We start from the raw sequence: 14,024 nt of genomic DNA, 5'->3' as shown, positions 1-14,024 counted from the left end.
CGCGACGCCCCCCCGCGCCCCCCCCACCCCCCCCCCCCCGCTTGACAGCACCGCCGAAAACACGACCGTCTCTAGCCCCCCCCCCCCGGGCCCCCCCCCCCCCCCCCCCGATCCGCCGCCGAGCATGGCCGGCGGGTCGATCCCCACCGTGAGCTGCGAAACCATGATGGACGCATGGCAGTCATCGACGTCGCCGGCCTCACCAAGAGGTACGGCGACCACACGGTTCTGAACGGCGTCTCCTTCTCCGTCGAGCAGGGCGAGATCTTCGGCCTGCTCGGCCCCAACGGCACCGGCAAGACCACCACCGTCGAATGCGTGGAGGGTCTGCGGCGGCCCGACGGCGGCACGATCCGGGTGCTCGGGCTCGACCCGATCGGCGACGGCCGCGCGCTGCGCGAGCGCATCGGGGTGCAGCTCCAGCACACCCAGCTGCCCGAGAACATCAAGGTGTGGGAGGCGCTCGACCTGTACGCCTCCTTCTACGCCGAGCCGCGCGACTGGCGCGAGCTGCTGGACCAATGGGGGCTGTCCGGCAAGCGCGACGCCCGTTTCGGCAAGTTGTCGGGCGGCCAGAAGCAGCGGCTGTTCATCGCCCTGGCCCTGGTGGGCAACCCGAAGGTGGCCTTCCTCGACGAGCTCACCAGCGGGCTCGACCCGCAGGCCCGCCGCGCCACCTGGGAGCTGATCAAGCAGGTGCGGGCGTCGGGCGTCACCGTGGTCCTGGTCAGCCACTTCATGGACGAGGTGGAGGAGCTCTGCGACCGCGTCGCGGTCTTCGACGGGGGCGGCATCGTCGCGACCGGCAGCCCGGCGGAGCTGATCGACGGGGTCGACGCCGAGCACCAGATGCGGTTCACGCTGATGGCCGGCGACGCCAGCGACCCGGTCGCCCTGCTGAGCGGCCTTCCCGGCGTCTCGGGCGTGACCCGCGACGGCGACGGGGTGAGCGTGACGGGCCGGGGTGACTTCGCCACGGCCGTCACCTCGGCACTGGCCCGCAACCTCATCCCCGTCGCGGACCTGCGCATCGACAAGCGCACGCTCGACGACGCGTTCACCGCCCTGACCGGCCGCTCGTTCCACCCGTGAGGAAGATTCCCATGACCGTCGTCGCCAAGCTCACCACCGTCGAGCTCAAGCTGCTGGCCCGCGAACCCGGCTCGATCTTCTCGGTGCTCATCCCGCTGTTCATCCTCTTCGTCTTCGGCAGCTCGATCCCGCCCGGCGACACGGTGCTCCTGCCGATGACGCTGGTGATCGCCGTCGGGCTCGTCGGCCTCTACCAGCTGCCGACCACGTTGGCCACCTACCGCGAACGCGGCATCCTGCGCCGGCTCTCCACCACCCCGGTACGGCCTGGAAGCATGCTGGCGGTGCAGCTCATCCTGCAGTTCGTGCTGGCGCTGATCGCCTGCGCGCTGCTGATCACGGTCGCGGGCACCATCCTGGGCGCGCACGTTCCCTCCCAGGCGCCGCTGATCGCCGCCGTGTTCCTGCTCGGCACGGCCGCGATGTTCGCCATCGGCCTGCTGATCGCGGCGTTGGCGGCGAACGGGCGCACCGCCAACGGGGTGGGCGTGCTGCTGTACTTTCCGCTGGCCTACCTCGCCGGGCTCATGCAACCGGTGGACCAGATGCCGGATATCCTGGCGCGCATCGGCGCGTTCACCCCTATGGGCGCGTTCCGGCAGGCCCTTCATGACGTCTGGGCGGGGGTGTCGCCGGGCCCGCTGATGCTGGGCGTCATGGCCGCGTACGCGGTGATCGTCAGTCTCGCCGCGGCCAGGTTCTTCCGGTGGGAGTGAGTGATGACGACAGGGGACGGCGCCCGTCTTGACCGGTGGGAGCGGCTGCTGCAGCGGCTGCTCACCGCCGTCCCGTACGTCCTGCTGGCCATCTCGATGGCGCTGTCGTGGCTGGCCGACGACCGGCCGGGGACGTACCATCTCGTCACGCTCGGCCTCTCCGTGCTCGCCGCGGCGTGGATCTGGTTCATGCCCGGGCGCCAACCGGTCGTCTATGTCACGGGCCTGGTGATCCTGATCGCGGTGCTCTGCTCGCGTGGACTGTGGTTCGGCAGCTTCTTCGCCTTCACCGGATACCTCCACTCCTGGCACCTGCTGAAGGGGAAGTGGAGGTTCGTCGGGGTGACGGCCACGGCGGCCATCTCGATCACGGCCTACACCGGAGGGTTGCCCGAGCCCACCCCGCCCGCGATCGCCACCCACCTGCTCTTCACCGTCGCCATCGTGGCCGTGGTCAGCCTGTTCAGCTTCGTCGGCGAGGTCACGGCCGAGCGCAGCGCCGAACGCAAGCGCATGGTGACGCGGCTGGAGGAGGCGATGCGGGAGAACGCCGGCCTGCACGCCCAGCTCCTCGTCCAGGCCCGCGAGGCCGGCGTGCTCGACGAGCGCCAGCGCATGGCCAGGGAGATCCACGACACGCTCGCCCAGGGCCTGACCGGCATCATCACCCAGCTCCAGGCGGCCGTGCAGACCGAGGCCGACCCGCAGGCCTGGCGGCGGCACCTCGACCACGCGGTGGGGCTGGCCCGCGACAGCCTGGCCGAGGCCCGCAGATCCGTGCACGCCGTCCAGCCGGGCCCGCTGGAGTCCGCCCCGCTGCCGGCGGCGCTCGCGGAGATCGCCGCCCGGTGGTCGGAGCTGAACGCCGTGCGCGTGGAGGTCGCCACGACCGGCACGGCGCGTCCCCTGCATCCACAGGTGGAGGCGACCCTGCTCCGCATCGCCCAGGAGGCGCTGGCCAACATCGCCAAGCACGCCGGCGCGTCGCGGGCCGGGCTCACGCTGTCCTACATGGAGGACGTGGTCAGCCTCGACGTCCGCGACGACGGCGCGGGCTTCGACCGGGCGCGGGCGCTCGACGGCGGCGGCTTCGGCCTGGCGTCGATGCGCGACCGGGTGACCCGCCTGGCGGGCGCCTTCGAGATCGAGTCCGAGCCCGGGTCCGGCACCGCCGTCTCCGCCGTCGTGCCCGCCATCACCGCGCTCGCCACCACCCCTGAGGAGTCCCGGAGTGCCTGAGGCCCCCGTCCGGCTGCTGATCGCCGACGACCACCCCATCGTCCGCGACGGCATCCGCGGCATGTTCGCCGGCGATCCCGGTTTCGAGGTGGTCGGCGAGGCCGGCGACGGCGCCCAGGCCGTCGACCTGGCGCGGGCGCTCGACCCCGACGTGATCCTCATGGACCTGCGGATGCCCAGGATGGACGGGGTGACGGCCATCAGGGAGCTCGCCCGGCTGGGCCTCAAGGCGCGGGTGCTGGTGCTGACCACGTACGACACCGACAGCGACGTGCTGCCCGCGATCGAGGCGGGCGCGACCGGCTACCTCCTCAAAGACGCGCTGAGGGAGGAACTGGCACGCGCGGTCGCCGCGGCTGCGCGCGGGGAGGCCGCGCTCTCCCCGTCGGTGGCCACCCGCCTGCTCGGTCAGGTCCGCGCCCCCGCCGACCCGCTGAGCGGGCGGGAACTGGAGATCCTCGACCTGATCGCGCAGGGCACCACCAACCGGGAGGCGGCGGCCCGGCTGTTCATCAGCGAGGCCACGGTCAAGACGCACCTGCTGCACATCTACGCCAAGCTGGGCGTCAACGACCGGGCGTCGGCGGTGGCCGCCGCCTTCCAGCGCGGCCTCCTCCCCAGGGGATGACGCCCGCACCGCCGGCACCGGCGGGCGGGAAGGGTTCCTGCGAGAACGGCCCCTGAGCTCCCCTACGGGCGGCGCGACTCCTGCGCTCCGGCGCTCGCCGCCCATCGGAGCCGGCCGGTCGCGGCGAGGAACGCGACGAACGCTCCCATGACGATCCAGCCGGGCCAGCCGTTCAGACCCACGTGCAGGGGGTCGATCGGGTGATCGGCGTCGGAGAACAGCCATATCAGTTGCACGCCCGCACTGCTGACGAAGTTGTGCGCGAGGACCGCCGGCCAGACGGATCCCGACCGCATGCGCAGCCAGGTGAAGATCGGCACGAGCAGGACCGTGCTGATGATCATGTACGCCACGGAGGCCAGCGGGGAGTGGCCCGGGTACTGCCCGCCCATGATCAGGGTGGGCAGGTGCCACAGGGCGAACACCAGTGCTGTGCAGGCCATCGCCGGCCACACGCCGAGCGACAGGAGCCGGGGCAGCAGGTAGCCCTGCCAGCCGACCTCCTCGCCGAAGAACATCGGCAGCCAGATGACCATGCTGAGGACGAGGGTCCCGAGCCATACCGCGAGCTCCGCCACGGGGATCCCGCTCTGCCCGACGGTGCCGGGAGCGAACTGGGCGCGAAAGCCGGAGAAGCCGGTCAGGTCGAACCTGTAGGTCCCGGCCAGGGCCGCGACCATGAGCGTGAGGATCTGCACTCCGCACGGCACTGCCAGGGCCAGCAGGCTCTCGCGTGCCAGCCGGCCGAACGGCCGGGGCCTGACGAGGCCGATCGCGGCCCGGATGTTCGCCGAGCGGTGGATCCACCGCAGTACCACGACCCCGGCCAGGGCCGGGGTCAGCATCATCACCGCGATGCAGATCTGGATGAGCGCGCTCATGTCGTGCGCGACCTCGGCACGGCGGAAGCCGCTCAGCAGCAGGGGCAGCATGGCCACCCACGCCCCGCCGAAGGCGAGGCCGATGAAGGCTCCGACGGCGCGCCACGGCACAGGCGTTCTCCCGGTGCCATGACGCGGCGGAGCGTCAGGAATTGGATGATTGATCGTCATGTACGCCAACGCTAGGGAGAGCTGCGGCCCGCCCACGAGCAGGTACACTCCCCGGACGATGGTGTAGCAGGCTCCACTGCCGGCCCCGGCGCGATCCGTGAGCCTTGCCCCTGTGAACGTGACGGAGAAGCGGACGAGAACACGGATGCGCCTGACCACGGGCCTTCGGGCGGCCCGCTATCTGACCTTCTCGCTGTTCACCAGCATCGCCACGCTGCCCATGCCCTTGTTGCTGCTCGGTGTGTCCGCGACGACGGTCGCGGCCGGGCTCGGGTTCGTCCTGCTGCCTGTGGCCCTGCTGGGCCTGCGCCGATGGACCGGCCTCGCCAGACGCCGGGCCGGCGCTTACCTCGGAGAGCCCGTTGCGTCGAGGTACCGCGACCTTTCCGAGGGGTCCGGCGCCCGCTTCCGCCGTGTGCTCGCCGATCCGGCGACGTGGCGGGATCTCGGCTGGATGTTCGCGCACATCGTGGTGGGGATACCCTTCGGCGCCATCGGGCTGATGGCCGTCGCCGGTCCGCCGATCACGGTCGTCCACATCGCGTTGTGGTGGCTGGCTCCCGCCCACAAGCCGCTGACCCTGCTGGCCATTCCCGTCACCGGCTGGGGCCTGGCCTTCGGCGCGGGGGCGGCCCAGCTCCTCGTGTGCGCCGCGCTGTTGTCGTGGGCCGCTCCCTTTCTGGCCCGGGTGCACGCCCGCATGTCACGGGCCCTGCTGGGTGTCTCGGCGGCCGGACGGCTCGCCGAGCGGGTCGACGTCCTCACCGAAAGCCGTGCCGGCGCGCTGGAGGCGCATGCCGCGGAGCTGCGCCGCATCGAGCGGGATCTGCACGACGGCACGCAGGCCCAGCTCGTCGCCCTCGCGATGCGTCTCGGAGTCGCCCAGCAGGCCATGACCAGCGATCCGGAGGCGGCCATGCGGCTGCTGCGCGAGGCGCAGAACGGCGCGGAGGAGGCGATGGCCGAACTGCGCGGCGTCGTACGGACGATCTATCCGCCGATCCTGGCCGACCGGGGGCTCGACGGCGCGGCCGCGGCACTGGCCGCGCGATGCCCCGTACCCACCCACATCACGGTGGACCGGCTCGGCACGGTGCCGGCGGCCGTGGAGTCCACCGCGTACTTCGTCATCGCGGAGGCGCTCACCAACATCGCCAAGCATTCCGGAGCGCGACGAGCCGGCGTGCGGATCCGGCGCGACGAGGCGGCTCTGTCGATCGAGGTCACCGACGACGGCATCGGCGGCGTGGACGAGTCGCGGGGCAGTGGCGTCACCGGCATCCGGCACCGGGTCGCCGCCCTCGACGGCACCACGCGTCTGAGCGGCCCGCACGGAGGACCGACGACCCTGGAAGTGACCCTGCCGTGCGAGTGGTGATCGCGGAGGACAACGTCGTCCTGGCCGAGGGCCTCAACCTCCTTCTCATGTCCGCGGGTTACGAGGTGGCCGCGATCACCGCCGACGGACCGGCTTTCGTGGCCTCCGTGGCACGGCACCAGCCTGACGTCGTGGTCGTCGACGTCCGCCTGCCGCCGTCCTTCCGCGACGAGGGAATCCACGCCGCGCTGGAGGTGAGGCGGAGCAGGCCGGGGCTTCCCGTGCTCGTGTTCTCGCAGTACGTCGAGCAGGTCTACGCCAGGGAGCTGCTCGCGGACGGCCGGGGTGGGGTGGGCTACCTTCTCAAGGACCGGGTGAGCCGGCTGGAGGAGTTCCTGGAGGCGCTGCGCCGGGTCGCCCACGGGGGCACCGCACTCGACGCGGAGGTCATCTCCCAGCTCCTGGCCCGCAGGGCGGATCCGCTCGCCGACCTGACACCGAGGGAGCGCGAGGTCCTCACCCTCATGGCCCAGGGCCTGGCCAACACCGACATCGCGGACCGGCTCGTCGTCACGGAACGTGCCGTGCACAAGCACATCGGCAACATCTTCCTGAAGCTCGACCTGGCCCCCACCGACTCGGGGCATCGCCGCGTGCGCGCCGTACTGACCTACCTCGGAGTCTGACGGTACCGGACCTGATCCGTAGCACGACGATTTCAGTCGACTAAAAAATTGCAGTCGACTTAACTTTTGCAGTAGGCTCCCGTTCATGGCGGAAGGGTTGCGGGAGCGGAAGAAGCGGCGGACCCGGCAGAGCATCTCCGAGGCGGCACTCGGCCTGTTCGTGGCGCGCGGCTTCGACAGCGTGACGATCGCCGAGGTCGCGGCGGCCGCCGAAGTGTCGGTCAACACCGTCTACAACTACTTCGAGTCCAAGGAGGACCTGGTCCTGCCACCGGACGAGGCGTCGCCGCAGCGGCTCGCCGGCATCGTGCGGGCGCGCGAGCCGGGCGAGTCGGCGGCGGGCGCCGTGCTGGGGCGGCTGCGCCAGGAGGTGCGCGGGCGCGAGCGCCAGGTGGGCCTCAGCCCGGGGTTCGGACGTGTCCTGGAGATGATGCTGGCCGCCCCCACGCTGACCGCCCGGCTGGAAGGCCTGGGCCGCCGGATGACGGACACGCTGGCCGCCACGCTGGCCGAGGAGAGCGGCGCGGCCCCCGACGACCCGCTGCCGCGCGTCATGGCCTGGCACATCGGGTCGCTGCACGCGCTGGTCCTCGGCGACATCGCCCGCCGCACCACCGCGGGGGAGCGGCCGGAGGTGATCGCCGAGCGGGTGCTGGAGCTGCTCGACACCGTGGAGAGCGTGCTCGGCGAGCAGGTTCTCACCTATGCCGTACGAGAGGAACGACCATGTTCAGGGTGACGATCAGAGGCAAGTTCGCGGGGTTGGACGACGCCGGACGGACCAGGGTGCTGGCGGCGAGCGGCACCGCCTTCACCGAGGCCGGCACGTTCACCCACGACCGGAGCCTCTCGGCGTTCACCTTCCGCTGCCAGGTGCCCGCCGGGCCGGACGACGGCGAGGACGAGGCGGCTCTGGGCGCGATGGCGGCGCTGGATGCGCACGGGCACCCGTACGAGATCCTGAAGATCGGGGTGACCGACATGCGCGACATCAGGATCCGGCGACGCCGGCCGGGGCCTGCGTGAGAGCGCAGAGGCCGGGCAGCCGGCACGCCCGGCAGGGTGATCCGGCGTGAGCGGCGCAGATCGGGTGAGGTGTGGGTGCCCGGCGGGCACTGATGGTGGCTACGGCCGGAGGGGTTCGGCGAACAGCTGCGCGACGAGCTCACCGCGGCTGGAGGTCCCCGCCTTACCGAAGACGGCCTTGAGGTGACCGCGAACGGTGTGGGGAGAGATGAACAGGGCCGTGGCGATCTCGGCGGTGGACAGGCCCCGTGCCACGAGCTGAGCGACCTCGAACTCCCGTGGCGTCAGCCCGTATGCCTGGGCGACGATAACCGCCAGGTCGGCGGAGGGCGCGGGCTCGATGACGAGCGCTGTCGGACCTGGCCGTCCGCCGGGACCGCTCAGGCATGAGGCGCGGCAGGTCAGCCAGCGCTTGTCGAGGGTCCGGATGCGCATCCTGGCGCTGCCCCGATCGTGGCCTTGGGCGATGGCCCGCGCCTGCAGAGTCGTGCCGATCAGCCAGATGGGTAGCCTCAGCCCGAGCGCCGTGGGCACGGATGGTCCGTCCGGCAGGAGCGCGAGATAGTGCCGGGCCTCCTCGTTGATCGACGTGGCCTCGCCGTGCTCGTCGAACAGCAGCAGGCCGGGTGCGGAGGCGACGGGCTCGCCGTCCGATCCGGACGGACGGGCGTACCGGCGCAGCCGGTCGGCGAGTGGGCCGGACAGATCGGCGAGCAACGCGATGTCGTGCGTGCCGAACGCCGGGCTTCCCCGCATGCGGAACAAGCTCACCACGCCCCACGGCCGGTCGCCGATCCGCAGCACGGCCCGCAATTCGTCGTCCACGCCCTGGCCGCCGAGCAGGCGGCGGTATCGGGCGCTGCGCGCGGGCAGGTCGCCGGTGGCCGCGCGCAGACCGGCCGCGGGGACGGCCGCGCGGGCGAGGTCGCGGAACGGCAGGATGTTCTCCTCCAGGAGTTCGCTTTCCCAGTAGGCGGCGCATCCTTCGCCTGAGCCGAGGTTCTCCACCAGCATGGGTGCGGTGACCAGGCCCGTTTCCGGATCGGTGGCCGTCCACACCGAGGCGTCGAACGGCATGTGCCGCCGCAGCCTGGCCGAGGCACGGCTGAAGAGCTCCAGCGCGCCGGCGGCCCGCTCGGCAGCCGAGAGGATCTCGGCGTGGCGGTGCGGGTGGGACATCGAGCTTCCTTCTGGCGCCGGGTCACTTGCAAGGGGGGTGGACGCGGGTCAGTTTGCCGTGTCTCCCTTCCGTCGCCAACCCCTCATCTGAGGGGGTCGTCTCTCGCCGATCCCCCGCAGGCGGGGGATGGAGCGGGGTCATGGCGTCCACGAGGGTCGGAAGGACCTTCTGGACGAACAGGGGAGAAACGTCGTGCGTATCGCGATCATAGGAGCGGGCGCCGCCACGGTCGGCCTGCTGGACGCGCTGGCCGTCAGCGGGACGGGGATGGGGGAGGTCACCGTGTTCGAGCCGTCCGCGTACCTGTGGCGGGGACGGCCGTACGGGCCGGATCTGGACAGCGTTCTGGTCAACGCCCCGCCCGCCATCATGTCGATCCGCCATCAGGACTCGGGGCACTATGCCTCCTGGCTGGGCCCGGAGCGTGCCGCCGCCCACCGGGACGACCTGCTGGGACAGCCTCTGGTGCCGCGCGCCCTCTACGGGGCGTACCTGGCCGACACCGCCGAGGCCGGCCTGGCCGCGCTGCGCGAGCGCGGGTGGCGGACGCGGGTCGTCGCCGCCCGGGTCGTCGCGGTGGCCCGCTCCGGCGAGGGCCTCAGGCTGGCGCTGCGCACCGAGGACGGGCACGACCATCCGGCTGACCGGGTGGTCGTGTGCGTGGGCGGGGGAACGCCGCAGGACCACTACGGCCTGGGCGGAGCTCCGGGGTTCGTGGGCGATCCTTACCCGCTGGCGTACACGCTCGGCCACGTCCCGGCGGCAGCCGACGTCGCGGTGATCGGCAGCGGGCTGACCGCCGTGGACGTGGTGGTGTCGCTCGCCGCGCGCGGCCATGCCGGGCGGATCGCGCTGGTGTCGCGGAGCGGCATGCTGCCCCACGTCTGGCAGCGTCCCCTCGGCCACCGGCCCGTGCACCTGACCGTCGAGCGGGTGAATGCGCTGTGCCGCGAGCACGGCGGCGTCACCCTCGACGACCTCGCCGGGCTGCTCCGCGCCGAACTGGCCGGGACGGGCGAGGACTTCGCGGACTTCACGGCCGAGTTGCTTGCGGCGGGGTCGGAGGAGCCCGTACGGCGGTTGCGGCGGCAACTGGCCGCCGTCGACGACCCGCGGATCGGGCGGCGGGTGCTGCAGGAGACCGCCCACACCGTCGGCCCGTACGCCTGGCGGCTGCTGCCCGGGCCCGACCGTGAACGGCTGCGCAGGCACGTCCGTCTGGCCACCAGCACGGCCTCGCCCATGGTGCCGGTGAACGCCGCGGCTCTGCTGCGGCTGTTCGAGTCCGGGCAACTCACCATGATGGCAGGCGTACGCAAGATCGAGGCTGCGAAGGGAGGGTTTCGGGTCCGGGGCGACGGTGGCGACCTGAACGCCGACGTCGCCGTCAACGCCGTGAACCCGCCGCCCCAGGCGGTGCCCCGCGCGGCCGAGCCGCTGGTCACGTCCCTGCTCACCGATGGGCTGGCCGCCCTGCACCCGTCGGGAGGGCTGGTCCCCGCGGACCCGCGCCTGAACGTCGTGGGCGACCTGACCGGCGGCGGTCCGTTCATCACCTCGGGCATCCCCGGCGTCGCCGCAGCGGGCGCTCGTACCGTACGCGGGCTGCTGGACGCACGTACCGGCTGATCAGTCGAGGGCCGGGGGAGCGTCGTCCCCTGAGGAAGGGCACGGCGGCCGTCAGGGCGCCGCGTTCCCAGGGAACGTTCGGGACGTCGACCGTGGATGCCATGACAGATGCGTGGGATGGCCCGCTGTTGCGGTGGAAGAGAGGCGTTCAGGCTGGCATGTGCAAGAGATAAGGTAAGGGGTGTGACGACGTTTCGGATCAGCGAGGCCGCTGCGCTGCTCGGGGTCAGCTCCGACACGGTCCGCCGCTGGGTGGACGCCGGCAAGCTGGCCGCGGAGCGGGACGGGCACGGCCACCGGCAGGTGAGCGGCACCGACCTGGCCGCCTTCGCCCGCACCCAGGTCGAGGCGGTCGACGGCGGCCGTTCCTCGGCACGTAACCGCTTTCGCGGAATCGTCACCGAGGTGATCCGCGATGCGGTGATGGCGCAGGTGGAGATCGCCGCCGGGCCGTTCCGGGTGGTGTCCCTGATGAGCCGCCAGGCCGCCGACGAGCTGGGCCTGGAGGCGGGGGTGGTGGCGGACGCCGTGATCAAGTCCACCAACGTCGTCGTGGAGATCCCCGGTCACGAACGCGTGGCCAGCCATGTGTGAGGAGCCCGCCGTGGTGTTCAGGCGCCTTTTCCGAGGGGCGATCGCCCTGCCGGCCGCGCTCGCGCTCGTGTGCCTGGCCGGATGCGGCTCCGGTGGGCCGGCCTCGTCCGCGACCATCGGCGGCGGGGACGCGAAGGAGGTGACGGTGTTCGCGGCGGCGTCGCTGACGGAGACGTTCACCGAGCTCGGCAAGGCCTTCGAGGCCGCCCATCCGGGCACCACGGTGAGGCTCAACTTCGGCTCCAGCGCCACCTTGGCCCAGCAGATCGTGCAGGGCGCGCCGGCCGACGTGTTCGCCTCGGCCAGCCCGGCCACGATGAAGACGGTCACCGACGCGTCCCTGGCGAGCTCGCCGACGACGTTCGTGCGCAACAGGCTGCAGATCGCCGTGCCCGCCGGCAACCCGGCGAAGGTGGACGAGCTGAAGGACCTCACCGATCCGGACGTGAAGGTGGCGCTCTGCGCCGAGCAGGTGCCGTGCGGCGCCGCGGCGGTCAAGGCGCTGGACGCGGCCGGGCTCAAGGTCACCCCGGTGACGTTCGAGCAGGACGTCAAGGCCACGCTCACCAAGGTGGGGCTGGGCGAGGTGGACGCGGCGCTGGTCTACACGACCGACGTGATCGCCGCGGCGGGCAGGGTCCGTGGCATCGCGTTCCCGGAGGCGGACCAGGCGGTCAACGACTATCCGATCGCCGCGCTGGCGAAGGCTCCCGCTGGTGAGACGGCCCGGCAGTTCGTCGACCTGGTGCTGTCGCAGCAGGGCGAGAACGTGCTGACCAGAGCCGGCTTCGACGTTCCCTGATCTCCGATGAGCTCTTCTGCGCCACGGCAACCGCACCCGGTGGACCCGCCCGCCGGGCGGCCGGCCGCGGGTCGCAAGGTCTCCGGGCGGCTGCCGTGGATGCTGATCGTGCCCGCGCTGGCAGGGCTGGCGTTCCTGGTGCTGCCGCTGGCCGGGCTGCTGATCCGGGCACCCTGGTCCACGTTGCCGCAGCGGCTGGCCGAGCCGCACGTGCTGGAGGCGCTGCGCCTGTCGCTGGTGGCCGCCACCCTCGCCACCGCCTTCTGCCTGCTGTTCGGGGTCCCGCTGGCCTGGCTGCTTGCCCGGGTGGAGTTCCCGGGCCGGCGGCTGGTGCGGGCGCTGGTCACGGTGCCGCTGGTGCTGCCTCCGGTGGTCGGCGGCGTCGCGCTGCTGCTGGTGCTGGGGCGGCGCGGGCTGGCCGGGCAGTGGCTGGAGGCCACGTTCGGCATCACGCTGCCGTTCACCACCGCCGGGGTGGTCGTGGCCGAGGCGTTCGTGGCGATGCCGTTCCTGGTGATCAGCGTGGAGGGCGCGCTGCGCGCCGCTGACCAGCGCTTCGAGGAGGCCGCCGCCACGCTCGGAGCCTCGCGCTGGACGGTGTTCCGCCGGGTGACGCTGCCGATGGTCATGCCGGGCGTGGTGGCCGGCGCGGTGTTGTGCTGGGCCCGGGCGCTGGGCGAGTTCGGGGCGACGATCACGTTCGCGGGCAACTTCCCCGGCACCACCCGCACCATGCCGCTGGCGGTCTACCTGGCGCTGGAGACCGAGCCGGAAGCGGCGATCGTGCTCAGCCTGGTGCTGCTGGCCGTCTCCGTCGCCATCCTGGCCGGCCTGCGTGATCGGTGGGTGAGCGCGGCATGACCCTGCACGCTCGTCTCGTGGTCGAACGGGCCGCGTTCACGCTCGACATCGAGGTCGAGGTCGCGCCGGGTGAGGTGGTGGCGCTGCTCGGACCCAACGGCGCGGGCAAGACCACCGCGCTGCGCGCGCTGGCGGGGCTGACCGCCATGACCGGCGGCCGGATCCTGCTGGACGGCAGCTCCATCGACGGCCTGGCCGCCGAGCAGCGGCCGATCGGCATGGTCTTCCAGGACTACCTGCTCTTCCCGCACCTTTCGGCCCTCGACAACGTCGCGTTCGGGCCACGCTGCCAGGGGGTGGCCAGGGCGGAGGCCCGTCGTCTGGCCGCGCGGTTGCTGGAGCGCGTCGGCCTGGCGGACCGGGCCTCCGCCAGGCCGCGCCAGTTGTCCGGCGGGCAGGCCCAGCGAGTGGCGCTGGCCCGCGCGCTGGCCGTGCGGCCGCGCCTGCTCCTGCTGGATGAGCCGCTGGCCGCGCTGGACGCCCACACCCGGCTGGAGGTCCGCTCCCAGCTGCGCCGCCACCTGGCCGGTTTCGACGGCGCGACCGTCCTGGTCACCCACGACCCGCTCGACGCGATGGTGCTGGCCGACCGGCTGATCGTCATCGAGCACGGCGCCCTCGTCCAGCAGGGCGCCCCGGCCGAGGTGGCCCGCCGCCCGCGCACCGACTACGTGGCCCGCCTGGTCGGGCTCAACCTGCACCGGGGGGTTGCCGACGGGGCCCGGGTCAGGGTCGGCGAACTGCTGCTGACCACCGCACAACACCTGGAGGGACCGGTGTTCGTGGCCTTCCCGCCGGCGGCCGTCGCGCTCTACCGCTCCCGGCCCGACGGCAGCCCGCGCAACCTGTGGCAGGGCCGCGTCGACGGCATCGAACGCCACGGCGACAACGTCCGTGTGCACCTCGACGGCCCCGTCGCCGCCTTCGCCGACATCACCCCCGCCGCCGTCGCCGACCTCGACCTGACCCCGGGCCGGCAGGTCTGGGTGTCGGTGAAGGCGACCGAAACCCACGCCTACCCGGCATGAACCGCACCGCGATCCACGATCGCTTCGACGCCGCGACCGCCGGCCGGCTGATGTTCGGCGGCCGGCGGCCAGGCCGGTAGCGGGGGGGGGGGGGGGGGGGGGGGGGGGGGGGGGGGGGGGGGGGGGGGGGGGGGGGGGGGGGGGGGGGGGGGGGGGGGGGGGGGGGGGGGGGG

General features: G+C 72.6%; 15 protein-coding genes. 13 read left to right on the top strand and 2 right to left on the bottom strand.

Features of this window, described 5'->3' with window-relative positions:
- Positions 1-174 precede the first annotated feature (174 nt).
- The 4 genes from ACZ6SA_RS47460 to ACZ6SA_RS47445 are packed head-to-tail and all read left to right on the top strand — an operon-like array spanning position 175 to position 3,675.
- The gene (locus tag ACZ6SA_RS47460) at positions 175-1,092 is read left to right on the top strand and encodes an ABC transporter ATP-binding protein (RefSeq protein WP_347648157.1); all 918 of its coding nucleotides are present in this window, start codon (positions 175-177) and stop codon (positions 1,090-1,092) included.
- A gap of 11 nt (positions 1,093-1,103) precedes the next feature.
- Positions 1,104-1,808 carry an ABC transporter permease gene (locus ACZ6SA_RS47455; protein ID WP_347648156.1) on the top strand — a complete coding sequence of 235 codons (705 nt, stop codon included), beginning with the start codon at positions 1,104-1,106 and terminating at the stop codon, positions 1,806-1,808.
- A gap of 3 nt (positions 1,809-1,811) precedes the next feature.
- A complete protein-coding gene (locus ACZ6SA_RS47450) occupies positions 1,812-3,047 on the top strand; it encodes a sensor histidine kinase (protein WP_465835925.1) in 1,236 nt (411 codons plus the stop codon).
- On the top strand, positions 3,040-3,675 hold the full coding sequence (locus ACZ6SA_RS47445) for a response regulator (protein ID WP_443152728.1): 636 nt from the start codon (positions 3,040-3,042) through the stop codon (positions 3,673-3,675). The genes ACZ6SA_RS47450 and ACZ6SA_RS47445 overlap by 8 nt, the downstream gene beginning before the upstream one ends.
- A 62-nt stretch (positions 3,676-3,737) precedes the next feature.
- On the opposite strand, the gene ACZ6SA_RS47440 is transcribed toward ACZ6SA_RS47445, so the two are convergent.
- A complete protein-coding gene (locus ACZ6SA_RS47440) occupies positions 3,738-4,667 on the bottom strand; it encodes a lysostaphin resistance A-like protein (RefSeq protein ID WP_465835922.1) in 930 nt (309 codons plus the stop codon).
- A gap of 205 nt (positions 4,668-4,872) precedes the next feature.
- Between ACZ6SA_RS47440 and ACZ6SA_RS47435 the strand changes: the two genes are divergently transcribed.
- The 4 genes from ACZ6SA_RS47435 (at position 4,873) to ACZ6SA_RS47420 (ending at position 7,757) form a co-directional block, all read left to right on the top strand.
- Positions 4,873-6,105 (top strand): sensor histidine kinase, encoded by a 1,233-nt coding sequence (locus tag ACZ6SA_RS47435; protein WP_347648152.1) that lies wholly within the window; start codon positions 4,873-4,875, stop codon positions 6,103-6,105.
- Positions 6,093-6,731 (top strand): response regulator, encoded by a 639-nt coding sequence (locus tag ACZ6SA_RS47430; RefSeq protein WP_465835920.1) that lies wholly within the window; start codon positions 6,093-6,095, stop codon positions 6,729-6,731. The genes ACZ6SA_RS47435 and ACZ6SA_RS47430 overlap by 13 nt, the downstream gene beginning before the upstream one ends.
- A gap of 85 nt (positions 6,732-6,816) precedes the next feature.
- Complete coding sequence (locus ACZ6SA_RS47425) at positions 6,817-7,470, top strand: TetR/AcrR family transcriptional regulator (protein ID WP_347648150.1); 654 nt, start codon at positions 6,817-6,819, stop codon at positions 7,468-7,470.
- A complete protein-coding gene (locus tag ACZ6SA_RS47420; protein ID WP_347648149.1) occupies positions 7,458-7,757 on the top strand; it encodes a DUF6204 family protein in 300 nt (99 codons plus the stop codon). Before ACZ6SA_RS47425 ends, ACZ6SA_RS47420 begins: the two co-directional genes overlap by 13 nt.
- A gap of 99 nt (positions 7,758-7,856) precedes the next feature.
- Here ACZ6SA_RS47420 and ACZ6SA_RS47415 read toward each other — a convergent pair whose 3' ends face one another.
- On the bottom strand, positions 7,857-8,936 hold the full coding sequence (locus ACZ6SA_RS47415; RefSeq protein WP_347648148.1) for a helix-turn-helix transcriptional regulator: 1,080 nt from the start codon (positions 8,934-8,936) through the stop codon (positions 7,857-7,859).
- Between the two features lie 193 nt (positions 8,937-9,129).
- Here ACZ6SA_RS47415 and ACZ6SA_RS47410 point away from each other — a divergent pair, with 193 nt between their 5' ends.
- The 5 genes from ACZ6SA_RS47410 (at position 9,130) to ACZ6SA_RS47390 (ending at position 13,851) form a co-directional block, all read left to right on the top strand.
- On the top strand, positions 9,130-10,566 hold the full coding sequence (locus ACZ6SA_RS47410) for an FAD/NAD(P)-binding protein (RefSeq protein ID WP_465835917.1): 1,437 nt from the start codon (positions 9,130-9,132) through the stop codon (positions 10,564-10,566).
- A gap of 183 nt (positions 10,567-10,749) precedes the next feature.
- Entirely contained in the window at positions 10,750-11,160 is a 411-nt protein-coding gene (locus tag ACZ6SA_RS47405; protein ID WP_443152718.1) for a TOBE domain-containing protein, read from the top strand.
- A 10-nt stretch (positions 11,161-11,170) separates the two neighbouring features.
- Positions 11,171-11,962, top strand: coding sequence for a molybdate ABC transporter substrate-binding protein (gene modA, locus ACZ6SA_RS47400; protein WP_347648145.1), 792 nt, complete (start codon positions 11,171-11,173; stop codon positions 11,960-11,962).
- A 6-nt stretch (positions 11,963-11,968) separates the two neighbouring features.
- Entirely contained in the window at positions 11,969-12,823 is an 855-nt protein-coding gene (locus ACZ6SA_RS47395; RefSeq protein ID WP_465835913.1) for an ABC transporter permease, read from the top strand.
- Positions 12,820-13,851, top strand: a complete 1,032-nt coding sequence (locus ACZ6SA_RS47390) for an ABC transporter ATP-binding protein (protein ID WP_347648144.1) — start codon at positions 12,820-12,822, stop codon at positions 13,849-13,851. Before ACZ6SA_RS47395 ends, ACZ6SA_RS47390 begins: the two co-directional genes overlap by 4 nt.
- The last annotated feature ends 173 nt before the right edge of the window (positions 13,852-14,024 follow it).

The organism is Nonomuraea sp. NPDC049378, assembly GCF_055586745.1.
Note: the sequence above shows the minus strand (reverse complement) of the source record. Positions and strands in the feature narration are given on the sequence as shown.

Coding starts and splice junctions, on each gene's coding strand:
- ACZ6SA_RS47460 (WP_347648157.1), top strand. CDS start 175: ATGGCAGTCATCGACGTCGCCGGCCTCACCAAGAGGTACGGCGACCAC.
- ACZ6SA_RS47455 (WP_347648156.1), top strand. CDS start 1,104: ATGACCGTCGTCGCCAAGCTCACCACCGTCGAGCTCAAGCTGCTGGCC.
- ACZ6SA_RS47450 (WP_465835925.1), top strand. CDS start 1,812: ATGACGACAGGGGACGGCGCCCGTCTTGACCGGTGGGAGCGGCTGCTG.
- ACZ6SA_RS47435 (WP_347648152.1), top strand. CDS start 4,873: ATGCGCCTGACCACGGGCCTTCGGGCGGCCCGCTATCTGACCTTCTCG.
- ACZ6SA_RS47425 (WP_347648150.1), top strand. CDS start 6,817: ATGGCGGAAGGGTTGCGGGAGCGGAAGAAGCGGCGGACCCGGCAGAGC.
- ACZ6SA_RS47420 (WP_347648149.1), top strand. CDS start 7,458: ATGTTCAGGGTGACGATCAGAGGCAAGTTCGCGGGGTTGGACGACGCC.
- ACZ6SA_RS47415 (WP_347648148.1), bottom strand. CDS start 8,936: ATGTCCCACCCGCACCGCCACGCCGAGATCCTCTCGGCTGCCGAGCGG.
- ACZ6SA_RS47395 (WP_465835913.1), top strand. CDS start 11,969: ATGAGCTCTTCTGCGCCACGGCAACCGCACCCGGTGGACCCGCCCGCC.
- ACZ6SA_RS47390 (WP_347648144.1), top strand. CDS start 12,820: ATGACCCTGCACGCTCGTCTCGTGGTCGAACGGGCCGCGTTCACGCTC.